General features: G+C 63.2%; 20 protein-coding genes and 1 tRNA gene. 7 read left to right on the top strand and 14 right to left on the bottom strand.

The annotated features are described in order from the left end of the window. Positions 1–53: 53 nt before the first annotated feature. Entirely contained in the window at positions 54–1,112 is a 1,059-nt protein-coding gene (pstS, locus tag FJ930_RS01180; RefSeq protein ID WP_140608876.1) for a phosphate ABC transporter substrate-binding protein PstS, read from the bottom strand. Positions 1,113–1,644: 532 nt separating this feature from the next. Next, on the bottom strand, positions 1,645–5,790 hold the full coding sequence (locus FJ930_RS01175; RefSeq protein WP_141833872.1) for a PAS domain-containing protein: 4,146 nt from the start codon (positions 5,788–5,790) through the stop codon (positions 1,645–1,647). Between the two features lie 207 nt (positions 5,791–5,997). Between FJ930_RS01175 and FJ930_RS01170 the strand changes: the two genes are divergently transcribed. Further along, positions 5,998–6,327 (top strand): hypothetical protein, encoded by a 330-nt coding sequence (locus FJ930_RS01170; protein ID WP_246676782.1) that lies wholly within the window; start codon positions 5,998–6,000, stop codon positions 6,325–6,327. Positions 6,328–6,395: 68 nt separating this feature from the next. Here the strand turns inward: FJ930_RS01170 and FJ930_RS01165 are convergent, their stop codons facing one another. After that, entirely contained in the window at positions 6,396–6,632 is a 237-nt protein-coding gene (locus FJ930_RS01165) for a hypothetical protein (protein ID WP_140608882.1), read from the bottom strand. 400 nt (positions 6,633–7,032) lie between these two features. Here FJ930_RS01165 and FJ930_RS01160 point away from each other — a divergent pair, with 400 nt between their 5' ends. Continuing rightward, positions 7,033–7,248 carry a hypothetical protein gene (locus tag FJ930_RS01160; RefSeq protein ID WP_140699521.1) on the top strand — a complete coding sequence of 72 codons (216 nt, stop codon included), beginning with the start codon at positions 7,033–7,035 and terminating at the stop codon, positions 7,246–7,248. 139 nt (positions 7,249–7,387) lie between these two features. On the opposite strand, the gene FJ930_RS01155 is transcribed toward FJ930_RS01160, so the two are convergent. The 7 genes from FJ930_RS01155 to FJ930_RS01125 all read right to left on the bottom strand — a co-directional run bounded on the left by FJ930_RS01155 (position 7,388) and on the right by FJ930_RS01125 (position 11,159). Continuing rightward, a complete protein-coding gene (locus FJ930_RS01155; protein WP_140743036.1) occupies positions 7,388–7,759 on the bottom strand; it encodes a cell envelope integrity protein TolA in 372 nt (123 codons plus the stop codon). Next, the gene (locus tag FJ930_RS01150) at positions 7,756–7,986 is read right to left on the bottom strand and encodes a hypothetical protein (RefSeq protein WP_141833866.1); all 231 of its coding nucleotides are present in this window, start codon (positions 7,984–7,986) and stop codon (positions 7,756–7,758) included. Before FJ930_RS01150 ends, FJ930_RS01155 begins: the two co-directional genes overlap by 4 nt. 60 nt (positions 7,987–8,046) lie before the next feature. Continuing rightward, on the bottom strand, positions 8,047–8,877 hold the full coding sequence (locus FJ930_RS01145; RefSeq protein WP_141833863.1) for a glutathione S-transferase family protein: 831 nt from the start codon (positions 8,875–8,877) through the stop codon (positions 8,047–8,049). A 21-nt stretch (positions 8,878–8,898) separates the two neighbouring features. Beyond that, the gene (locus FJ930_RS01140; RefSeq protein WP_140743042.1) at positions 8,899–9,480 is read right to left on the bottom strand and encodes a VOC family protein; all 582 of its coding nucleotides are present in this window, start codon (positions 9,478–9,480) and stop codon (positions 8,899–8,901) included. Between the two features lie 709 nt (positions 9,481–10,189). Further along, positions 10,190–10,264 (bottom strand) — tRNA-Glu (locus tag FJ930_RS01135). A 90-nt stretch (positions 10,265–10,354) separates the two neighbouring features. After that, positions 10,355–10,762 (bottom strand): VOC family protein, encoded by a 408-nt coding sequence (locus FJ930_RS01130; protein ID WP_141833860.1) that lies wholly within the window; start codon positions 10,760–10,762, stop codon positions 10,355–10,357. A 13-nt stretch (positions 10,763–10,775) separates the two neighbouring features. Beyond that, entirely contained in the window at positions 10,776–11,159 is a 384-nt protein-coding gene (locus FJ930_RS01125) for a fimbrial protein (RefSeq protein ID WP_140749143.1), read from the bottom strand. Between the two features lie 26 nt (positions 11,160–11,185). Here FJ930_RS01125 and FJ930_RS01120 point away from each other — a divergent pair, with 26 nt between their 5' ends. After that, the gene (locus FJ930_RS01120; protein ID WP_141833857.1) at positions 11,186–12,256 is read left to right on the top strand and encodes an RluA family pseudouridine synthase; all 1,071 of its coding nucleotides are present in this window, start codon (positions 11,186–11,188) and stop codon (positions 12,254–12,256) included. 211 nt (positions 12,257–12,467) lie between these two features. Then, entirely contained in the window at positions 12,468–13,379 is a 912-nt protein-coding gene (gene rpoH, locus FJ930_RS01115; RefSeq protein WP_027053961.1) for an RNA polymerase sigma factor RpoH, read from the top strand. 172 nt (positions 13,380–13,551) lie between these two features. Here rpoH and FJ930_RS01110 read toward each other — a convergent pair whose 3' ends face one another. The 4 genes from FJ930_RS01110 to FJ930_RS01095 form a co-directional block, all read right to left on the bottom strand. Continuing rightward, positions 13,552–14,412: an MBL fold metallo-hydrolase gene (locus FJ930_RS01110; protein WP_246676781.1), complete on the bottom strand. Its 861-nt coding sequence runs from the start codon at positions 14,410–14,412 to the stop codon at positions 13,552–13,554. Between the two features lie 156 nt (positions 14,413–14,568). Beyond that, entirely contained in the window at positions 14,569–15,228 is a 660-nt protein-coding gene (locus FJ930_RS01105; RefSeq protein ID WP_140749152.1) for a peroxiredoxin, read from the bottom strand. A 213-nt stretch (positions 15,229–15,441) separates the two neighbouring features. Then, entirely contained in the window at positions 15,442–15,807 is a 366-nt protein-coding gene (locus FJ930_RS01100) for a cell division protein ZapA (protein ID WP_140608902.1), read from the bottom strand. A gap of 10 nt (positions 15,808–15,817) precedes the next feature. Next, entirely contained in the window at positions 15,818–16,090 is a 273-nt protein-coding gene (locus tag FJ930_RS01095; protein WP_006200774.1) for a DUF4164 domain-containing protein, read from the bottom strand. A 261-nt stretch (positions 16,091–16,351) separates the two neighbouring features. Between FJ930_RS01095 and tkt the strand changes: the two genes are divergently transcribed. From tkt to FJ930_RS01080, 3 genes are all read left to right on the top strand, one after another. Beyond that, positions 16,352–18,343 carry a transketolase gene (gene tkt, locus FJ930_RS01090; RefSeq protein WP_140749155.1) on the top strand — a complete coding sequence of 664 codons (1,992 nt, stop codon included), beginning with the start codon at positions 16,352–16,354 and terminating at the stop codon, positions 18,341–18,343. 156 nt (positions 18,344–18,499) lie between these two features. Further along, positions 18,500–19,510, top strand: a complete 1,011-nt coding sequence (gap, locus tag FJ930_RS01085; protein ID WP_141833851.1) for a type I glyceraldehyde-3-phosphate dehydrogenase — start codon at positions 18,500–18,502, stop codon at positions 19,508–19,510. A 196-nt stretch (positions 19,511–19,706) separates the two neighbouring features. Beyond that, positions 19,707–21,590, top strand: coding sequence for a potassium/proton antiporter (locus tag FJ930_RS01080; protein WP_141833848.1), 1,884 nt, complete (start codon positions 19,707–19,709; stop codon positions 21,588–21,590). Positions 21,591–21,617 lie beyond the last annotated feature (27 nt).

The raw sequence follows: 21,617 nt of genomic DNA, 5'->3' as shown, positions 1-21,617 counted from the left end.
TATTCGAAAGAAATGGGAGGACGCCAAAGGCGTCCTCCCTCCGACAAAGAGAGTTACTTGGCGGCGTAGAGCGACTTGCCGTCGCTGCCGACGATGTCCTTGCTCCACATTTCCTCGACGCTCTTGACGACCTTGTCCGGCATCGGAACGTAGTCCAGTTCACCCGCCATCTTGTCGCCCTTCGCATAGGACCAGGCAAAGAACTTGAGGGCTTCGCTGGTCGCCGCGGCGTCATCGGGCTTCTTGTACAGCAGGATCCAGGTCGCGGACGTCATCGGCCAGGATTCGGCACCCGGCTGATTGGCGAGAATGACGCCATAACCCGGCTGTGAGTTCCAGTCGGCATTGGCTGCCGCGGCCGAGAACGCCTTCGCGGTCGGCTCGATCTTCTTGCCGTCCTTGTTGATCATGTCGGTGTAGGTCAGCTTGTTCTGCTTGGCATATGCGTATTCGACATAGCCGATGGCGCCGCCGGTCTGCGACACGTTGTTGGCAACGCCTTCATTGCCCTTGGCGCCGATACCCACCGGCCACTCGAGCGCGCTGTTGACGCCAACCTTGGACTTCCAGTCGGCGTTCACGTCGGCGAGATAGTAGCTGAAGTTGAACGTGGTGCCCGAGCCGTCCGAACGGTGGACGACGGCAATCGCCTGGTCTGGCAGCTTGGCCTTGGGGTTGAGCTTCTTGATCGCCTCGTCGTTCCAGTTGGTGATCTTGCCGAGGAAGATATCGGCCAGCGTCGTGCCGTCGAGAACGAGTTCGCCCGGCTTGATGCCTTTGAGATTGACGACGGGCACGATGCCACCCATCACCATCGGGAACTGGGCGAGACCGGTGGAGTTGAGGTCTTCACCCTTCAGCGGCGCGTCGGAAGCGCCGAAGGTAACGGTCTTGGCCTTGATCTGCTTGACGCCGCCGCCGGAACCGATCGACTGGTAGTTGAGGCCGATGCCGGTCTCTTTCTTGTAGGCGTCGGCCCACTTCGCGTAGATCGGGTAGGGGAAAGTGGCGCCAGCGCCGGAGATATCAGCCGCAAACGCTGCGGACATGGTGAAGGTGGACGCCGCAGCCATTGCAATCGCAACGGCCGCCGAGCGGATGAAATGTCTCATGTGGCCTGCTCCTGTTCGGAAGATGGTCTCTCGGCGCCCTTTTTGCCGGCGCCCGCTGAGGCCAATAGCCTTCGATTATAACAGTCGCATGACAGTTTCGTGTCAACCGGGTAACGCGTCGCCGGCGCGGGGAAAGGCGGTGGCTTCGGATGGTTGCGGCCCGGTCCGGGTTTGCCCCGGGAATCAGTGGCTTGAGCCATTGCTGGCTCGGAGCCGGCGTTGGATTCGCCGGGCCGGCTCGGATGAAGAAAATCCGGACGGGAGCGCGTTGCTCGAGGCCAGAGCGTGTCGTGGCCGGGCCATCGCCGAAAACAGGTCCGTTGGGGTAGAGTGACGCTGTTCCTTGCCGGCGGTCGCTGCTCCCGCCCGTAACTGAGAAGAGCGGAATTCGATGTTGCCATTGTCCCGGCTAAGCACCGCCTTTGATATGGTGCGATCACACCATAGTCTTTGCACGCAGGGGTAGCAGCAAATCCCGACTGATTCCCTCCGGCAACGCCTCTTCGGATTGCTGGAACCGGCCGACGCGGTGCTATCCCGCGTTGCGCTGGACCTGTTGGCCGGCGCTGATCCAGCGCTCGACTTTCTCCAGCAGGGCCCTCGGGCTGATCGGCTTGGGCAGATAATCGTCCATGCCCGCCTCCAGGCATCGTTCGCGATCGCCCTTGAGCGCGTGCGCGGTGACGCCCACGATCGGCACATGCGTGCCGATTTCCTGTTCCAGCCGACGGATCGCGGCGGTCGCCTCCAGCCCGCTCATCTCCGGCATCGAGACGTCCATCAGGATCATGCACGGATTGAGCCTGCCGAAGGCGTCGAGCGCCTTGCGGCCATTGCCGACAATCTCGAAACCATAGCTGGTCTCGCCGAGAATTTGAGTGAAGACCATCTGGTTCACCTCGTTGTCCTCGGCCACGAGGATATCCAGCCGATGTCCGCCACCGCCCGTGGCGGGAAGCCTCGGCCGGACCGGCGGCGGCTGCAATTGCGAGCGTTGTTCGGACGCCGCCAGCGGCGGCCGCTGGGAAGCGCCGAGGCCCTCGTCTGCAGGCGGCTGGGCGTTGCCGTTCGTCGTATGGCGATGGCGCTGGATGGTCCCGACCAGCGTTTCCAGAAGCGCCGAGGAGCGCGCCGGCTTGATCAACTGGGCGTCTATTCCGAGATCGCGGTAGCTGGTGTTGGCGAGCGACTGGTCGACCGAGGTCAGCATGATGATCGGTGTGTCGGCGAGGCCTTCGGTGTTGCGCACGATGCGGGCCATTTCGGCGCCGCTCATCCCGGGCATCTGGTAGTCGAGCACGACACAATCGACGGGCACGCCATAGGCGGCCGCGGCGATCAGCACCTTCAGCCCCTCGGCGCCGCTTTCGGCCGCGCAGGAATCGAACGTCCATGACGTCATCTGCTCGGTCAGGATTGCGCGGTTGACGGCATTGTCGTCGACGATCAGCACGCGCGCGCCCGTGACGTCCACCGGCATGATGCGCTGCCCATGCTGTTGTTCGGCCCTGGGCAGCGTCACCGTGAACCAGAAAGTCGAGCCCTTGCCCTCGGCGCTCTCGACACCGATTGTGCCGCCCATCAGCTCGACCAGCCGCGAGGTGATGGCAAGGCCGAGCCCGGTGCCTTCGTGCCGCCTTGTCGAGGACGTGTCGACCTGGCTGAATTTTTCGAACACCTGCTTCAGCTTGTCCTCGGGGATACCGATGCCTGTGTCGGTGACGGAGATCGTCAACCTGGTTCCGGTCGGGATCCTCTCGCCGGTCACATCGACCAGAACATGGCCTTCGTCGGTGAATTTCACCGCGTTGCCGACCAGGTTGGTGACGATCTGCCTGATGCGGCCGACATCGCCGATGAACAGGCTTTCGAGCCCCGGCTCGATGCGCACGATGAGCTCGAGATCCTTTTCCTTGGCGCGTGTCGACACCAGCGTCGCCACGTCCTCGATCGCCTCGGCAAGGTTGAAGGGCGCCGGGTCCAGCACCAGCTGGCCGGCATCGATCTTGGAGAAATCCAGAATGTCGTTGATGATCGTCAAAAGCGCGTTGCCCGATTTGACGATGATGTCGGTGAACGTCTTCTGCTTCGCATCGAGATTGGATTTGGCAAGGAGTTCGGCCATGCCCAGCACACCGTTCATCGGCGTGCGGATCTCGTGGCTCATATTGGCGAGGAATTCCGATTTGGCGCGGTCGGCGAGCACGGCGCGCTGGCGCGCTTCGCTGAGTTCCGCCTCGCGCTGCTTCAGCTCGGTGATGTCGGTGGTCGAACCGATCAGGTAGAGCGAACCGTCGGAGGCGATCATCGCGCCCTTGCGGGCGAACTGGTGCCTGACGCTGCCGTCGGCAAGCCGCACCGTCTCCTCGATCTCCTGGGTTTCGCCGGTGCGCAGCACGGCCAGATCGCCGGCCACGAAGGCTTCGCCATCCGGCCCGAAGATCTCGACATCGGTCTTGCCGATCGCTTCTTCCTTGCTGAAGCCGGTGAGATCACACCAGCCCTTGTTGACGTAGAACTGCCTGAGATCGGAGCGCTTGGCGTAGATCGACACCGGCACATTGTCGATCAGGCTGCGAAACACCTCGTTCTCGCGCATGCTCTCTTCCAGAGCCTGCTCGCGTGCCTTGACCTCGGTGATGTCGGTGCTGGAACCGACCAGATGCACCGATCCGTCGATGGCCACCAGGCGGCTTTTGCGCGTCATCAGCTGCCGCACCGTGCCGTCGCGATGGGTGACGGGCTCCTCGACCTCGCGCACGCTGCCGGTCGCCACGACATCGCTGTCGTCATGGCCGTAGCTTTTCGCCGCCTCGGCGCCGAACAGCTGGCGGTCGGTCCGGCCGATGACGTCTTCCTTGGCCAGGCCTGTAATAGCGCACCAGGCCTTGTTGACGAATTCGATGCTGAGGTCCTGGGCCTTGATGAAGGCTGCCACCGGCAACTCGTCCATGACGTGCCGGAAAAGATCGATCTGTCGCATCGAGTCGCGCAGCGCCGCCTCGCGGCTCTTGATGCCTGTGATGTCGACGCGCACGCCGATGAACGTGCCGTCATCGGTGCGCATGTCGTAGACCTGATGCCAGCTGCCGTCGGGATTGACGCGCTCGAACGACGCGCTGGGCAGGCGGCACCGCGCGAGGACCCCATCGACCCAACGCTGCGGATCGCTGTCGTAGAGCTTGTCGAGCTCCGGATCGCCGCTCTGGCGGAAATGACCGGCGGAATTGCCGGATGCCAACGCTTCCCGGAAGGTGCGGCCGGGTTGCCATACCGTCTCCAGTTGCGGAACCGCATCCTTCATCTTGCGGTTGGCGAAGACGAAATTGTCATCGCGATCGTAGATGATCACGCCGGCCGGTAGCGATTCCAGCACGCTGGCCAAATGCTTGCGCGCATCCTGCGCCTCGGTCTCACGCCGCTTCATCTCCGAGATGTCGAAGAGAAAACCGGCGACATAGTCGCGGCCGCTTGCCATGCGGACGCGGTTTTTCCGGACGATACGCGAGCGGGCAACACCTTCGTCCTCGAAATTTTCCTCGACTTCGTAGATTTGTCCGGTCGACAGGACTTCCCGCTCGCTGCGTTCAAAGAGCGCGGCCTCGGCCGGGCTCAGGAAATCGTCGCCAGGCTTGCCAAGCATGGCTTGCGGCGTCTGGCCAAACAGCGCCGCGAACGCCTCGTTGACGAAGACGAACCTCAGATGATCGTCCTTGACGAAAATCGGATTCTCGACCGCGTTGATCACCGCCTCCGCCAGCCGCGCCTTTTCCAGCGCGTCGGCGAGCTCGGTTTCACGGCTCTTCATGTCGGTGGCGTCGACATAGGAAATGAGCCGCTTGCCGCCGGCCAGCGGTGCCAGCGATGCGACCAGCGTGCGCCCGTCATTGTGGCGCAATCGTCTGGAACCGGGGACACCGGCCCTGATTTCGGCTTCGCGCTCGGCGGTGTGGCGTTGCCAGGCAACTTCATCGGCGCCGTAGGGATCGAGGGCGCGGCTGGCCTCCATCAGATCGCGGAAGGCCGAGCCGACGCCGGCGCGAGTGGGATCGATCTTCCAGAATTCATAGAAGGCGCGATTGATCACCTCGGCACGCATGTCGGCATCGAGGACGACCACGCCGATCGGCATTGAATCGACCATCGCGCGAAGGTTGGCGAGGCTTTCCGAAGAAAATCGTTCGCCCTGCTTCGGCTCACTGTCTCCGAAGGCGCTGGCGAGCGCGGTGACATTGCGGCCTATGCCGCGATAGCCGGCAAACTTTCCTTCACTGTCGAACCGTGGAAAGCCCGACGTCAGCACCCAGCGGCAGTCGTCGCGGCCTCCCTTCAGTTCGTAGATGAAGTCGCGGAATGGCCGGTGCGCCTGCAGATCTTCCAGATGCGCTGCCGCGCTGCGCTTGCCCTTCAGGACCTGGTTGAGGAAATCGAAGCGGAACCGGCCAAGCACATTGGCTGGATCGATACCGGTGGCAGCCTGATAGTTCGGCGAAAGCCAGGAAAAGCGCAGCTCGTCGTCGGTTTCCCAGACCCAGTCCGAGCCCAGCTCGACAAGTTGGCGGAGCGCGTCGGCGCAATCCAGGTCGGGCGTGCACGATGACCTGTCGCCGCCGTCCGCTGTTGCCTTGCCTGCCCCGCCCTTGCCGCGCGCGCCGATTGCTTCGTCCGCTTCCGCCATGCTGTCCCCACCCCGAAAACCAAGGTCGAACCCTCCCTCCGCGGTTCGTCGGCGGAATGTGCCCGACAAGCATTAACGATCCGCTAACCTTAACGGAGCAACCGAGCGGTTCCTGCTGCGTTATTCCGTCCGGTTGTCTGGTGGACCAAGGCCGCGTTATAAGCCCGCGCAGGGGTGTTGCTAATGTATGGACGGATAGGGCCTTTCTTGCTGGGCGTTACGCTGCTTTTCGGCGGCGGCTGCTCGCGAAGCTATGACGGCACGGTCATCATCCCGCGACCGCTGGACGCCAGGCGTTTCTGGGATCGGCCGCCGCCCAATGTCGATTACCAACCGCAGGTCGACAATGGCGCCATTCCGGTGCCGCCACGGCAGCCCGGGCAGTTTTCCGAACGCAAGGTCGTGAAGCCGGCCATGCAGGGACGTCGCCAGACGAGGCTTTCGCCGCCGTCTCCGCCATCCTCCGGGCCGGAAAGGCAACTGGCCTGCAGGAATGTGAGCGCGCCAGGCGAAAGGGTTCGCATGGTCTGCGACTAGAGCAATCCTCGCAAAGCTGCAAAGCAGCTTTCCGCTCGGAATTGCTCGATTTGTGGCAAACAGCGCACCTATAGCGATGCCGCGCCCTTCTTCGGCTCCTTTGCCCCTAGTTTGTCGAGCGCAAGCCGAACCTGGCGCAAATCGTCCTGCCAGCCATCATCTTCGCCCATCGGGCTTTCCGACGCGGCTCGCTGCAGCCCGCGTGCCTCGGATTCGATCTTGCGCAGTTCAGCGATCTTCTCATCCTTGGTCAGTGAGCCGTCCTCGACAATCTCCAGAACCCTCATTTCCCTGAACGTGGCCATGGCGTCTCTCCCGGCTGGTGTCGATCACAACGCCGCAAGCACGCGGCTGTTCCAGGCAGATCACGGTTCTATCGGGGCAAGCGGCAGGCTCCTTGCTGCCGGTCAACCGCTGAATACGAGACGCCGATGGTCATTCAGCCGGGAAGTGCCGGGCCGACCACGCGCACCGGCCGCTTGCCGGCCTCGATCGACTGCCGCTGGGCGATACCCGGAGCGTAGGGCGCTGCACCTTCCGTCCAGTTACTTGCAGGGTCCGCGCAAGCGTTGAAGAAGCCGGCCGTGGCACTTCGCGCCGTGCATTTGCGCTGTTTACCGGGCGAACGATCAATCCGTCGTTACCGGGGCCTGCTCCTGAAACCTTGCCCGGGTTGCGGCGTTGAAGGGGCAAAGGAGAACGCGGATGTCGATCCACTTCACGGTATCGGAACTGACAAGGAACCTTTTTCATTCCCTGGGGCTGGATCACGAGCGCGCGCCAAGGCCGCTCACTCCCGAGCAAAACCTGTTGCTGGAGTGCTATCTGGCCGGGCAAATCCCGGAATCGGCGTGGAGCGACTATGTCTTCGAGACACCGGACCTGGCACGGCATGCCAAGGTACGGCGCTTGAGCCATTGACCGGGGGCTCCCCCGAAAAGCCGACCCGGCAGAGCTGGAAGCCGTCGCCGGAGCGTTGATATATATGTGAGCTTTCCCGGCCCCATCGGCGGCAGGCTATGCCGGCCACTCCCGCAAACCGGAAAACCTGCGAGAACGGCTATTTCTTCGGCGAGACGAATTGCAGCGTGAAGACGTTGCCGCCTATGCCTTGAGCCAGCGTCGGCGAAAAGGTCAGCGGCGTGCAATTCTTGACCGCCGCGACCGCCGCGTCGATGAACGACTTCCGCGCCTTGTCGTCGCCGGCCACCTTGGCGGCGGTCGGCCGCGGCGCACCGATCAGCGTGCCGTCACGCTTGAAACTGAAGCTCAGGGTTACGGTCGAATCCCCGGCATCGGGCGGCGGCGTCCAGCACGCCTGAATCGCTGCCCCGACATCATCCATCGTGTTGAGCGTTGCGGCATGCGACGGGAGGAGCGTGCCAACCAGCATTCCGCCGGCGATGATCAGCGTTGCCGCCATGCTTTTCATTGCAAGCCCTCATCTCGCTCCCAGCCGACATTCCTTGGCCGACATTCCTTGCCGGACCCGCTGGAAGGGATGTTAGAGCCAACGCCGGCAATGACAATATCCCGGCGCAAAAAGTTGATGTTCTGGCGTTGCCTGATCGCTGTCCCGTGATGTTCCGGCATGAGGCCGAAAAGCAAAAGGCCGGCAATGAGCCGACCTTTCCTTTCACCGATATTGCGCCAGTACATCCGTGGTCGCGCGGTGAATTCCCGACAGTAGACAGGGCCTTGGTTAACGAACCCTTAACCTCAGGCCCTCGCCTGCGACCTCACATGGGCGATATAGCCACGCACGTCGCCGGCCGGCTCGGCATAGGCCTTGCCGAGCTTCTTCTCGATCGTCGCCATGTACTCTTTCGCCCATTTGGGCAGCGGGTAGTCGATGACCGCCAGGAATTCGAGCGTCGCCGCCAGCCGGATGTCGGCGATCGACGGATGCTTGCCGCCGATGAACGGCTTGCCGTCCCTGAAGAAGCTGTGGAAGACCTCCAGCGGCTCGGCGATAGCGGCCATGGCGGCCTTCTGCGCTTCGGACTTCTTGTCCGGGTGGGCGTCGCTGTGGCCGACCTCGCCGGCATATTGCGGGAAGCCGAGCAACGGATAGGTGGCGCGCGCCACATACGGGTAGAGCGTACCCACCAGGTAGAACATGGCGCTGTCGACCATGGCCCGCTTGGCCGGCGCCTTGGGGTAGAATTTCTCCAGCCCGTGTTTGTTTGCGAGATACTGCATGATGGCGCAGCTTTCCCACAACACACCTCTGGGAAGGCCCTTGTCCTCGATCATCGGCGTCAAATGGGACGGGTTTCGCGCGGTGAATTCGGGCGAGCGCGTATGGCCCCAGGCATCGGTCTCGGCGGCATCCAGCCCGGCCGCGCGCGCGAACACCCGTACAGTCATGTTGTTGACGCTGGGTTTCAGCATGCTGAGCTTCACGGCAGGTTTCTTCGCCGGTTTCGCTTTGGCCTTCGCAGCGGGCCTGGCAGTGGCCTTGGCCGCCGGCTTTGCCGCTGATTTCACCGCCGGCTTGGCCACTGCTTTCGCCGCGGGTTTCTTCGCACTCTTCGCTGTCTTCGCCATTTGCTCCTCCCTCTGATCCGTTCAGTATGGATTCTTCGGTGTCCGGTCATTCGACAAGGTTGCTCGGGAACGCTCGACGAGCACCTGAACCGCGTCTGCGAGATGCGCTTCCGCGATATTGTAGTCGCCTCGCGCCAAGCGCAGCCTGTGCGCTTCCATCAGGACGTCGGCATGGGTAAAGCCCGCCGGCGGCTCGAAGCGGTAGGAGGCGAGTTCGATCAGCAGGCCGAGCGGATCCTCGAAATAGATCGAATCCATGAAGCCGCGATCCTTGACGCCGCTGTGCTTGATATCGCGCTCGTCGAGCCGGGCGACCGCCTGCAGGAAGGTGACGCGCGACACCGCAAACGCGATGTGATGGACGCAGCCCGGATCGGTCGGCGTGCGCCGCTTCTGCGGCGTACGGCTCTCATCGGTGAAGACGGTGATCAGCCGGCCGTCGCCCGGGTCGAAATACAGATGGCTCTCGCTGGCCTTGTCGAGGTTGGGCTGTTCGAAAATGAACGGCATGCCAAGCACGCCTTCCCAGAAATCGATTGAGGTCTGGCGCCCGGCACCGACCAGCGTGATGTGATGAACGCCCTGCGATTGCAGTTTCTGCATTGGCCTCTCCCGCGGCATCAGCTGCCCGTGCGGACCTTGCCCGGCATCCGACGTTCTGCGCGCCGCCTGAGCCGGGCTTCAAGATCCATGACGTGATGCTAATGCAATCAGCCCCGCGGCGCCAGAAGCAACGATTCCTGGCGATGCGCGGCGGTGCAAGGGCCTTGGCGTGAAAGGTCGAGGGCTTTTCCAGATGATGCAGGGCACAATCGCAACGCGAAACCGCCCTCATCCCTTCCGGACCGAAGCCAGGCTATACGACAGCCCTAAGCTCCGTTTCCGCCAGCATCCCCAGGCCGTCACACTCGGTACAGGCGAGGGTCTTCCCGGGGCAACCGGTCTGATGCGTCCCTGGCGGACAGCAATGTCCTTTTGAGGCACACCATCTTGAGCAATCGAAAACCTTGCCGCAGCCATGGCAGCGCGGGCATATCATCTTCACCGAGGCCATTCCAACTCTACCCCAACCCAAAATCCGCGCTGCCGCGGATGCAACCCCGCACCGCAACTAACAGAAATCGCTATGCTTTCAAGCATTGCGGCCTGACTTAAATTGGGGGGATTCGGTCAATTGATGACACCGGGTTGACGGGTTACGAATCCGTTCGACGATCGGCCGGCTCGCTGCACCGAGGGTGGTGGGGGCGCAAGCTTTTAACCGCTATTTTGACGGTTTTCCGCTGGTCAGAGCTAAGTGCTTGATATGTCCTGGTACGCCCAAGGGGAATCGAACCCCTGTTCCCGCCGTGAGAGGGCGGTGTCCTGACCGCTAGACGATGGGCGCGCTCAAGAACCGGCGATATAGGCTGACGGCCGACAAAAAGCAACTGGGGTTCGGCCGCTTTACCGCATCGAACAAAAAGCTGCTCGCGCGTTATCGCTTGGGCTCGATGAGGTCCCAGAGATTGCCGTGCAGATCGGCGAAAACCGCCACCGTGCCATAGGGCTCGAAACGCGGCGCCTCGCGGAATTCGACGCCCTGTTCCCGCATCGCCGCATGGTCACGCGCGAAGTCATCGGTTTCGAGGAACAGGAAAACCCGCCCGCCGGTCTGGTTGCCGATGCTTTTCCTCTGCGCCTCGTCCGATGCCTCGGCCAGGAGCAGCCTGGCGCCCTGCCCGTTGGCCGGCGCCACCGTCACCCAGCGCTTGCCGTCGCCGAGATCGACATCCTCGGCGAGCCGGAAGCCCAGCCGCCCGACATACCAGGCAATCGCCTCGTCATAGTTGGCCACGACCAGCGCAACGGTCGCGACACGGCGGTGTTCGGCAAACCCGGTCATTGTTGCGGCCGGCCTATTTGTTGCGAATTGCAAAACGGCCGATCAGCCGGCGCTCCGCCGTGTCGTAGACGAAGATCGTACGACCGCCGTCGGCAAGCTCGGCATCGATCGAGATGCGATTGCCGGATAGCGACTGGCTGACCACCTTGGCGCCGACCGGTAGCACGATGTCGCCGCTGATCGGCTCGCCCGCGGGTGCCTGGACGTCGCCGGCCAGCGACGGGTTCGCCGGCGGTGTGTTGCGCGCTTTGTAGACAAGGGCTCCGATCACCACCATAAGGGCAAGAAACAGCAGGCCGAGATTGATCCCGACGAAACGGACGAGTTTCCTGCGAACCTTTTCGACTTCAGGGTCGAGCGGCTTTTCCTGATCTTCGTCGGCGATTGGCCTGACCATGGCAAACAGTTCCGGAACTTTTTTCGATGAGCGCTCATAACGAAGAGGCCCCCGAATTAATAGAGGACCAATTGATAGAGGACCAAATCATGGCGGCCGCGCCGACCGTGCTTGTGGCGGGCGCGGATGCGGCCGGCCAGCGCCTGGATCAATGGCTGGCCGCCCAGCTCGGCCCGGACATGTCGCGCAGCCGCGTGCAGATGCTGATCCGGCAGGGCGCGGTGATGATCGACGGCAGGCCGGTCGACGAGACCAAGCGCAAGATGACACCAGGCGAAAGCGTATCGGTCGCCATGCCGGAACCGGAGCCGGCCTCGCCACGGGGTGAAAACATTGCGCTCGATGTGCTCTACGAGGACGATGCGCTGATCGTCGTCAACAAGCCGGCGGGGCTCGTCGTGCATCCCGGCGCCGGCAACTGGACCGGCACGCTGGTCAATGCGCTGATCCACCACTGCGGCGACAGCCTGTCGGGCATTGGCGGCGTGCGCCGGCCCGGCATTGTCCATCGCCTCGACAAGGAAACCAGCGGCGTCATGGTGGTGGCCAAGACCGACCGCGCCCACAAGGCACTGTCCGAAGCCTTCGCCGATCACGGCCGGACCGGCGATCTCGAACGCGCCTATCTGGCTTTGGTCTGGGGCATACCGCAAAGGGCGACCGGAACGGTCGATGCACCGCTCGGCCGTGCCGCCGACCGGGTGCGTCGTGCCGTGGTGCCGGAAGGGCGTGACGACGCACGCCATGCCGTCACCCACTTCGCCGTGCAGGAGCGCTTCGGCGAGAACCAGCGGGAATTCGCCACCGCAAGCCTTGTCGAATGCCGGCTGGAAACCGGCCGCACCCACCAGATCCGCGTCCACATGGCCCACGTCGGCCACCCGGTGATCGGCGATCCGGACTACGGCCAGGCCTTCCGCACCAAGGCCAATCGGCTGCCGGAACCGCTGAAAAGTCAGGTCAAGGCATTTTCCCGGCAGGCTTTGCATGCCTGGCTCCTTGCATTTCGCCATCCCGATACCCATCTAACGATGAGGTTCGAGGCGCCGATGCCGGAGGACATGGAGGAACTCGTCGGCGGCTTCCGCGATCTCTGAACCTGCCATCAACAAGCTCGAAACCAGCCATCAAAAAACCTGACTGGCATTGTTCACTTCAGCGTGACACACTGTTTCGTGTTGAACAAATGCCTGTCTTTTCTGGTTTTGTTCCTGTATACATCCGATGTCGCGAGCGAGCCTTTCGGTGCTCGCGTCACATGCCTGCCGCGTTTCGGGGGCATCACTCCAATAGAGAGGGGGCGCTATCATGGCCCAGTCACTACCCAGTATCGTTTCCGGCGAAGGCGGCCTCAGCCGCTACCTGGAAGAAATCCGCCGCTTTCCCATGCTTCAGCCGCAGGAAGAGTACATGCTCGCCAAGCGTTATGCCGAGCATGAAGACACTTCCGCCGCGCACAAGCTCGTCACCAGCCATCTGAGGCTCGTCGCCAAGATCGCCATGGGCTATCGCGGCTACGGCCTGCCGATCGGCGAAGTGATCTCGGAAGGCAATGTCGGCCTGATGCAGGCCGTCAAGAAATTCGAACCCGAGCGTGGCTTCCGTCTCGCGACCTACGCCATGTGGTGGATCAAGGCCTCGATCCAGGAATACATCCTGCGCTCGTGGAGCCTGGTCAAGATGGGCACGACCGCCAACCAGAAGCGTCTGTTCTTCAACCTGCGCAAGGTGAAGGGCAAGATCCAGGCGCTGGACGACGGCGACCTCAAGCCCGACCAGATCGCCGAGATCGCCACGCGGCTGAACGTTTCCGAAGCCGAAGTCGTGTCGATGAATCGCCGCCTGTCGGGCGACGCCTCGCTCAACGCGCCGATCCGCGCGACGGAAGGCGAGTCCGGTGAATGGCAGGACTGGCTGGTCGATGACCACGAAAGCCAGGAAGAGATGCTGATCGAGCAGGACGAGCTGGAGAACCGGCGCGGCATGCTGTCGGGCGCTCTTGCCGTGCTCAACGATCGCGAGCGGCGCATCTTCGAGGCCCGTCGCCTCGCCGAGGAGCCGCTGACCCTGGAAGAGCTGTCGGCCGAGTTCGACATCAGCCGCGAGCGCGTGCGCCAGATCGAGGTGCGCGCCTTCGAGAAGGTGCAGGACGCGGTCAAGGCCGCCGCCAAGCGCCAGACCCAGGCGCTGCGCACCATCGAGGCGCAGCCGGCGGCTTAACTTCGGGTTCGGTTAGAAACAGAAAGCGGTGTCAGGAAACTGGCGCCGCTTTTTTTGTGTTCGGGTGGTAGTTGGCGAAAACGAGGCGACAGCTAATCTCCTCCCTTGCGAGATCAGCAGTTTCACTGACGGCATCTGCCTTAGAGCCTCGAGTGCCGGCATGTAGCGCTACCTACAGCCCATCCAAGGGAAACTTCAGATACCGCCGGCCATTGGCCTCGGGTTCCGGCAGGCGCCCGCCATTCATGTTGATCTGCAAGGCATGCAGGATCAGTCGCGGCATCGGCAATGTCCGGTCGCGCGCCTCGCGCAGGGCGACGAACTCGGCCTCGCTGTGTGCGGCAACGAGATGGATGTTGCTAGCCTTCTGCGCGGCGACTGTACTTTCCCACAGGGGCTCGCGGCCACCGGCCTGATAATCGTGGCCGACGAACACGCGCGTCTCGTCGGGCAGCGCCAGGATTTCCTGGATCGAGCGCCACAGCCGCACGGCACTGCCGCCGGGGAAATCCGCCCGCGCCGTGCCGCTGTCCGGCATGAACAGCGTGTCATGCACGAAGGCGGCATCCCCAACCACATAGGTGATCGAGGCCAGCGTGTGTCCGGGCGAGAACAGCACCTTGACCGGGATGGTCCCGACTCGGAAGGTCTCGCCTTGCCCGAACAGCCTGTCCCATTGCGAGCCGTCGGCCGGAAAATCCGGCCAGTTGTAGATCACTTTCCACAGTGCCTGGACGTCGACGATCCTGTCGCCGATCGCCATCGGCGCTCCTGTCTTCTCTCTCAGATAGTGCGCGGCCGAGAAATGGTCGGCATGGGGGTGGGTGTCGAGGATCCACTCGAGTTCCAGCCCGTTTTCCCTGACAAAATCGAGCACCGCGTCGGCGCTCCTTGTTGCCGTTGCGCCGGATCTCTCGTCGAAATCGAGAATCGGGTCGATAATGGCGCACCGCCTCGTCGCCGGATCGGCGACGACATACTGCACGGCCCCCGTCGGCTTGTCATAGAAACCCCTGACCTGCGGTCTTGCCAAAGCCACGTCCAAAGCGAGCTTCCCCAACCCATTACCGGCAGGAACGATTTTCTCCGCCGAGCTCCGATAGAGGCATGGTTATCCACCCAGGCGGGCCAGTCAAGCATGACTTGGCCCGCGAGGAAGGAAAAGGCAAAAACCCTTCCGGCGGCGGTTTCAGGCGGACGGCTGCTTGGTCTTCCTGAGATAGGGTAGGATGGTCTCGTAGGCGCCGAAGCGCTTGATCGCATCCTCGTTGGAAACAGCGGCGGTGATGATGACGTCCTCGCCCTGCTTCCAGTTCGCCGGCGTCGCCACCTGATGCTTGGCGGTCAGTTGCATGGAATCGACCGCGCGCAGAATCTCGTCGAAGTTGCGGCCCGTGGTCATCGGATAGGTCAGCACCAGCTTGATCTTCTTGTCCGGCCCGATGACATAGACCGAGCGCACGGTGGCGTTGTCGGCGGGCGTGCGGCCTTCCGACGTCTCGCCAGCGCCTGCCGGCAGCATGTCGTAGAGCTTGGCGACCTTGAGGTCCTTGTCGCCGATCAGCGGATAGTGAACCGAATGGCCGGTCGCCGTCTTGATGTCGGCCTGCCATTTTTCGTGGCTCGCGACCGGATCGACCGAAATGCCGATGATCTTGACGTTGCGCTTCTTGAACTCGCCTTCGAGCCCCGCCATCGTGCCAAGTTCGGTCGTGCAGACCGGCGTGAAATTCTTTGGATGGCTGAACAGGATCGCCCAGCCGTCGCCGATCCAGTCATGGAACTTGATCGTCCCTTGCGTGGTCTCCGCGGTGAAATCCGGTGCAATGTCGTTGATACGAAGGCTCATGGCTTATCCCTACCTTGTGACAAATGCCGCCAACCCACTGCCGCGGCTCGGCACCCTTTCTAGCACCCTCGGCAGCGACCTACAAAATGCTTAAAGCCGCCAGCGACAGCGCTGGCGGCGAAAAATCTCCGTCCTTCATGGCAGGGACGGCAAGAGTTTTCAGATATACGCTGAACCCATAACGCCCAGAGGGGTTCGACTTTGGAAGAGCGATCAGGCCTTGTTGATCGCCAGCGTCACCGTCAGATCCTCCATGCGTTGCGCCAGCGCCCCAAGCGCGTTGGTCAGCACGCTGTCGTTCCTGTCAGCCTTGGTCAGCGCCTCGTCGCGGGTCTTGCGCAAGGTCAGCACTTCGCTTTCCATACCCTTGACGCGTTTCTGCAGTTCCGAAAGCTCGTCCATCACCATGATCCCGGCCATCACGGTCAGGCGCTGGTCGCCGATCTCGCCAAAAGAATCCTTCAGATGCGAGACATATCGGTCGAAGCGCTCGGCAAGGTCGATCAGATGCTCTTCCTGGCCCTCGTCGCAGGCCATGCGATATTGCTTGCCGTCGATTGAAACCGTGACCTGTGCCATGGGCCAGCTCCTATCTGTCCAACACGGCGCGGATGGTTTCCATGGCGGTCACCAGCCGTCGCGATACTTCCTTGTTGGCATCTTCCAGCCGTTCGGCGCGCGCTTCGGAATTGTCGAGTTCCTGCGCCAGCCGCGAGCGGTCGGCATTCATCCGCTGCACCTCGGCCTCGGCTTCCGAATAGTCGCGTTCATGCTCCAGCTTGGCCGCGACGGCATTTTCCAGCCCTTCAATGGCCTTGCCCAGCCTTGCGATCACTTCCTTGAGCGTGGTTTCCCCGGTCATGGCCTTCGTCCTGTGCCCTGCCCATCACCGAATCGTTCGCGTTCAGAACGCGTTATCCCCGAAACATTAGGCACCGGGTGAAGGCGACGTCAACAAAGCTCTCGCGACTGTCCCCCGCTAACGCTAATGTAGGCCCGCCGCCGGCAGCACAAGACCGGCAAATGTGCACCCGATTTGTTGACTAAAAACCCGCGCCTGCTATGTGTCGCGCACCCTTTTCAAGGGCTCTCCCAAGTCCCAAACCCTCACTCCGGAGGAACCATGACGTCGCGTGAACAACATGACCGGATGGCCAATGCGATCCGTTTTCTCTCCATGGACGCCGTCGAGAAGGCGAATTCCGGGCATCCCGGCCTGCCCATGGGCTGCGCCGACATCGCCACGGTACTGTTCACCCGCTTCCTAAAATATGACCCCAAGGCGCCGCACTGGCCCGACCGCGACCGCTTCATCCTGTCGGCTGGCCATGGCTCGATGCTGCTCTATTCGCTGCTGCACCTGACCGGCTACGAAGACATGACCATCGACCAGATCAAGCACTTCCGCCAGTTGGGCTCGAAGACCGCCGGCCATCCCGAATACGGTCACGCCACCGGCATTGAAACCACAACCGGCCCGCTCGGCCAGGGCCTCGCCAATTCGGTCGGCTTCGCCCTCGGCGAGCGCATCATGAACGCCGCCTTCGGCAACGACCTCGTCGACCACTACACCTATGTGCTGGCCGGCGACGGCTGCCTGATGGAAGGCGTCAGCCAGGAAGCCGTCGCGCTTGCCGGGCACCTCAAGCTCAACAAGCTGATCGTCTTCTGGGACAACAACAACATCTCGATCGACGGCCCGGTATCGCTGGCCGACAACACCGACCAGGTCGCCCGCTTCCAGGCCTCGGGCTGGAACGCCAGCCATATCGACGGCACGGATCCGGAAGCGATCGCCTATGCCATCGAAGCCGCCCGCCATTCCGACAAGCCGACGATGATCGCCTGCAAGACGACCATCGGCTTCGGCGCGCCGACCAAGGCCGGCACCAACAAGGCGCACGGCTCGCCGCTCGGCGCCGACGAGATCGCCGGCGCCCGCAAGTTCTTCAACTGGGACTCGCCGCCCTTCGAAATCCCGGCCGATATCCTCGACGCCTGGCGCACCGCCGGTAAGGCTGGCGTCAAGGCCCGCACCGACTGGGAAGGCCGCCTCGCCAAGGCCGACGCCAAGCTGAAGGCCGAGTTCGAGCGCCGTCTCGCCGGCAAACTGCCGTCCAACTTCGACGCCGTCATCGCCGACTACAAGAAAAAGCTGTCCGTCGACAAGCCGAAGGTCGCCACCCGCAAATCGTCGGAAATGGCGCTGGAGGTCATCAACGGCGCCGTGCCCGAAACCATCGGCGGTTCGGCCGATCTGACCGGCTCCAACAACACCAAGACCAGCCAGACCAAGAACATCACGCCTGATGACTACGGCCAGCGCTATGTCCACTACGGCATCCGCGAGCACGGCATGGCCGCCGCGATCAACGGCCTGACGCTGCATGGCGGCCTCATCGCCTATGGCGGCACGTTCCTCTGCTTCTCCGACTACGCCCGCCCCGCAATGCGGCTTTCCTCACTGATGGGCATCCGCTCGATCTTCGTCATGACCCATGATTCCATCGGTCTGGGCGAAGACGGTCCGACCCACCAGCCGGTCGAGCATCTGGCGGCATTGCGTGCCATCCCGAACCACAATGTCTTCCGCCCGGCCGACGCGGTCGAAGCCGCCGAATGCTGGCAGATCGCCATCGAATCCGAAAAGACGCCGTCAACGCTGGCGCTGACCCGTCAGAACCTGCCGACCGTGCGCACCGAGTTCACCGAAAAGAACCTGAGCAGCCAGGGCGCCTATGAGCTCGCCGCCGCCAGCGGCGAGGCGGCGGTGACCATATTCGCCAGCGGCTCCGAGGTCGAGATCGCGCTCGGCGCCCGCGACCTGCTGGAAAAGCACGGCCACCCGACCCGCGTCGTCTCCGTTCCCTGCTTCGAACTGTTCGACAAGCAGAGCGACGACTACCGCAAGAAGACGATCGGCAACGCGCCGATCAGGATGGCGATCGAAGCCGGTATCCGCCAGGGCTGGGATCACTTCATCGGCTCCGACGGCATCTTCGTCGGCATGACCGGCTTCGGCGCCTCGGGCACCATTGAACAGCTCTATCCGCATTTTGGCATCACCGCCGAGGCGGCCGCCAAGGCAGCCGAAGCTCGCCTGCACGGCAAATAAGGCTTGGTCCCACCGCGAGGTCGCCTGAGGCGATTTCGCGGGCCTGGACCAACCTAATCGATTTAAATCCATGCCGCTGCGGCTGGATTCTTTGCCCGTCCGCCGCTATGAAGCTGCGGACCAATTGTCCGCCCTCCAGCTCCCCGGGAGAGAAAAATGACTGTCAGAGTTGCCATCAACGGATTCGGCCGCATCGGCCGCAATATCCTGCGCGCCATCCATGAATCCGGCCGCAAGGACATCGAGGTCGTCGCCGTCAATGATCTTGGCCCGGTCGAGACCAATGCGCATCTCTTGCGCTTTGACAGCGTGCATGGCCGCTTTCCCCATGAAGTGTCCGTTTCCGGCGACCAGATCACGGTCGGCAAGGAGAAGTTCAAGGTCACCGCGATCAAGGATCCGACGCAGCTGCCGTGGAAGGAACTGGGCGTCGACATCGCGCTCGAATGCACCGGTATCTTCACCGCCCGCGACAAGGCCGCCGCGCACCTGACCGCCGGCGCCAAGCGCGTCCTCGTTTCGGCTCCCGCCGAAGGTGCCGACCTCACCGTCGTCTACGGCATCAACCACGACAAGCTGACCAAGGACCATATCGTCATCTCGAACGCGTCCTGCACCACCAACTGCCTTGCGCCGCTGGCGGCCGTGCTGCACGAGACGGTCGGCATCGAAAAAGGCATGATGACGACGATCCACTCCTACACCGGCGATCAGCCGACGCTGGACACCATGCACAAGGATCTCTACCGCGCCCGCGCCGCGGCCCTTTCGCAGATCCCGACCTCGACCGGCGCCGCCAAGGCGATCGGCCTTGTGCTCCCCGACCTCAAGGGCAAGCTCGACGGTATCTCGATCCGCGTGCCGACCCCGAACGTCTCGGTCGTCGATTTCAAGTTCATCGCCAAGCGACCGACCACGGTGCAGGAAATCAACGACGCGGTCATCGCCGCCTCGAACGGCAAGCTGAAGGGCGTGCTGTCGGTCACCCATCATCCGAACGTCTCGATCGACTTCAACCACGATCCGCATTCCTCGATCATGGCGCTCGACCAGACCAAGGTGATGGACGGCAACTTCGTCTCCGTGCTGTCGTGGTACGACAACGAGTGGGGCTTCTCCAACCGCATGTCCGATACCGCCGTCGCTTTCGGCAAGACCATCGCCTGATCGCAGGCCAGTCTTCGACAGATCAGAAACGCCCGGCTTCGGCCGGGCGTTTTCGTTTGCCGAAGCAACAACTCCAGAACCGTCGAAAATCAGCGGCATTGGGCAAAAAACCATCCGCCCGCCTTGCACTGGCCATGCCTTCGCCCCACTCTCCCGTAAAGCGAGAAAGCAGAGGAATTCGAGGGGCAAATCACGGATGGAGCACGCGATCTATCTCGTTACGCTGGTCGGCACGGCGCTCGTTGTCGCCGCCGCGTTTTCGAGCCTGATCGCCTTCCGCTTCGGCGCCCCCCTCCTCCTTCTGTTTCTCTGCATCGGGCTCGCCACCGGAACCGACGGCCTCGGCATCGAATTCGACAATGCCCGTGTCGCCTATTTTGCCGGCTCACTGGCGCTGGCCATCATCCTGTTCGATTCCGGCTTCGGCACGCCGCTCAACGCCTTGCGGCAGGCCGCGGGGCCGGCCCTGTCATTGGCCACGGTCGGCGTGGTGCTGACCACGGGCCTGTTCGGAGCCGCCGCCCGCTACATGCTCAACCTCTCCTGGCTGGAATCCTTCCTGCTCGGCGCCGCCGTCGCCTCGACCGACGCCGCGGCGGTGTTCTTCCTGCTGCGCGCCGGCGAGATCAATCTGCGCGAGCGCGTGCGCTCCACGCTCGAGGTGGAGTCCGGCACCAATGACCCGATCGCCATCTTCCTGACCATCACGCTGGTCGAGATCATCGCCGCGCATGCGAACCCCGAAGCCAATGTCCTGGTCACCAACCTGATCCTCGGCTTCGTCATCAATATGGGTCTCGGCGCCCTTGTCGGCGTGCTGGGCGGCCTTGCCATCGTGCGCCTCGTCGACCGGCTCAATCTCGATCATGGCCTGCTGCCGATCTTCGTGCTGACCCTGTCGCTGATGGTCTTCGCCGCCGCCGGCGCGATCGGCGGCTCGGGCTTCCTGGCGGTCTATCTCGCCGGCCTCATATCAGGCAATTCCGACATCCGCGCCGTCACCATCCTGAAGCGCTTCCAGGACGGCATGTCGTGGCTGGCCCAGATCATCATGTTCCTGATCCTCGGCCTGTTCGCGACGCCCTCGCAATTTCCGGCGATCATGGTGCCGGCGGTGCTGCTCGGCCTGTTCCTGATGTTCGTGGCGAGACCGGTCGCGGTCTGGCTCTGCTTGATCCCGTTCCGCCTGCCGCGCCCCGAAGTCGCCTTCGTCTCCTGGGTCGGCCTGCGCGGCGCCGTCTCGATCCTGCTCGCCATCACCCCGCTGCTCGGTGGGCTGGAGAACGGCCGCACCATCTTCAACGCCGCCTTCATGATCGTCCTGGTTTCGCTGGTCATCCAGGGCTGGACCGTTGGCCCGCTGGCGCGCCGGCTCGGCCTCATCGTGCCGGCGCGGCTCGGGCCACTGGACAAGGTCGAACTGGAGCTTCCCGGTTCCGCCCATCACGAGCTTCTCGCCTATCGCGTGGCTCAAGGCAGTCCGGTGGCGCGCGGCGAACGCATTCCGCGCTGGGCCCGTCCCTCGCTGGTCCTGCGTGACGGCCGGTCGATGCGTTTCCAGGACATGGGGCGGCTGGCCGCCGGCGATCAGGTCTACATCTTCGTGCCGGACCGCTATCCTCGCCTGCTCGACAAGCTGTTCGCCAGCCGGGCCGTGGTCGATCCCGAGGATGCCGATTTCTTTGGCGCCTTCGCCGTCGACCCGGCGCGCTCCGCCGCCGAACTGGAAGCCGCCTACACGCCGGGCCTGACCGAGGCGGAGCAGAAGCTCACCGTCGGCGCGCTCGTCACGGCGCGGCTCGGCGGCCATGCCGAATATGCCGACCGCGTGCTGCTCGGTCCAATCGAGCTGATCGTCAGGGATGTCGACGACAAGGGCAGGATCACGGGCCTTGGCCTTTCCTTTGAGCCGACCGCGCCGGTGGCGCGGGTGCCGGTCTTCCTCAGCGCCGGCGAGATGGGCGACCGTTTGAGCGCCTTTATCCGCAACTGGCGCAAGCCGGCGCAGACGCGGGCAGCGCCGGCACGGACTGACGACGCCGCCGAGCCACCGGTTGAAAAGGCGACGACCGGGAACTGACGACGGCGCTCGTTTCTCCGCCGCCGT

This window comes from Mesorhizobium sp. B2-4-15 (assembly GCF_006658505.1).
Classification (GTDB): Bacteria; Pseudomonadota; Alphaproteobacteria; order Rhizobiales; family Rhizobiaceae; genus Mesorhizobium.
This window is presented reverse-complemented; position numbering and strand designations above follow the sequence as displayed.

Bases quoted from the DNA above. Each gene is read 5' to 3' on its own strand.
- FJ930_RS01095 (WP_006200774.1), bottom strand. From the start codon at position 16,090: ATGACCGGGGAAACCACGCTCAAGGAAGTGATCGCAAGGCTGGGCAAG.
- rpoH (WP_027053961.1), top strand. From the start codon at position 12,468: ATGGCCCAGTCACTACCCAGTATCGTTTCCGGCGAAGGCGGCCTCAGC.
- FJ930_RS01155 (WP_140743036.1), bottom strand. From the start codon at position 7,759: ATGAAAAGCATGGCGGCAACGCTGATCATCGCCGGCGGAATGCTGGTT.
- tkt (WP_140749155.1), top strand. From the start codon at position 16,352: ATGACGTCGCGTGAACAACATGACCGGATGGCCAATGCGATCCGTTTT.
- FJ930_RS01120 (WP_141833857.1), top strand. From the start codon at position 11,186: ATGAGCGCTCATAACGAAGAGGCCCCCGAATTAATAGAGGACCAATTG.
- pstS (WP_140608876.1), bottom strand. From the start codon at position 1,112: ATGAGACATTTCATCCGCTCGGCGGCCGTTGCGATTGCAATGGCTGCG.
- gap (WP_141833851.1), top strand. From the start codon at position 18,500: ATGACTGTCAGAGTTGCCATCAACGGATTCGGCCGCATCGGCCGCAAT.
- FJ930_RS01125 (WP_140749143.1), bottom strand. From the start codon at position 11,159: ATGGTCAGGCCAATCGCCGACGAAGATCAGGAAAAGCCGCTCGACCCT.
- FJ930_RS01080 (WP_141833848.1), top strand. From the start codon at position 19,707: ATGGAGCACGCGATCTATCTCGTTACGCTGGTCGGCACGGCGCTCGTT.
- FJ930_RS01160 (WP_140699521.1), top strand. From the start codon at position 7,033: ATGTCGATCCACTTCACGGTATCGGAACTGACAAGGAACCTTTTTCAT.
- FJ930_RS01100 (WP_140608902.1), bottom strand. From the start codon at position 15,807: ATGGCACAGGTCACGGTTTCAATCGACGGCAAGCAATATCGCATGGCC.
- FJ930_RS01175 (WP_141833872.1), bottom strand. From the start codon at position 5,790: ATGGCGGAAGCGGACGAAGCAATCGGCGCGCGCGGCAAGGGCGGGGCA.
- FJ930_RS01145 (WP_141833863.1), bottom strand. From the start codon at position 8,877: ATGGCGAAGACAGCGAAGAGTGCGAAGAAACCCGCGGCGAAAGCAGTG.
- FJ930_RS01165 (WP_140608882.1), bottom strand. From the start codon at position 6,632: ATGGCCACGTTCAGGGAAATGAGGGTTCTGGAGATTGTCGAGGACGGC.
- FJ930_RS01150 (WP_141833866.1), bottom strand. From the start codon at position 7,986: ATGTACTGGCGCAATATCGGTGAAAGGAAAGGTCGGCTCATTGCCGGC.
- FJ930_RS01105 (WP_140749152.1), bottom strand. From the start codon at position 15,228: ATGAGCCTTCGTATCAACGACATTGCACCGGATTTCACCGCGGAGACC.
- FJ930_RS01130 (WP_141833860.1), bottom strand. From the start codon at position 10,762: ATGACCGGGTTTGCCGAACACCGCCGTGTCGCGACCGTTGCGCTGGTC.
- FJ930_RS01140 (WP_140743042.1), bottom strand. From the start codon at position 9,480: ATGCAGAAACTGCAATCGCAGGGCGTTCATCACATCACGCTGGTCGGT.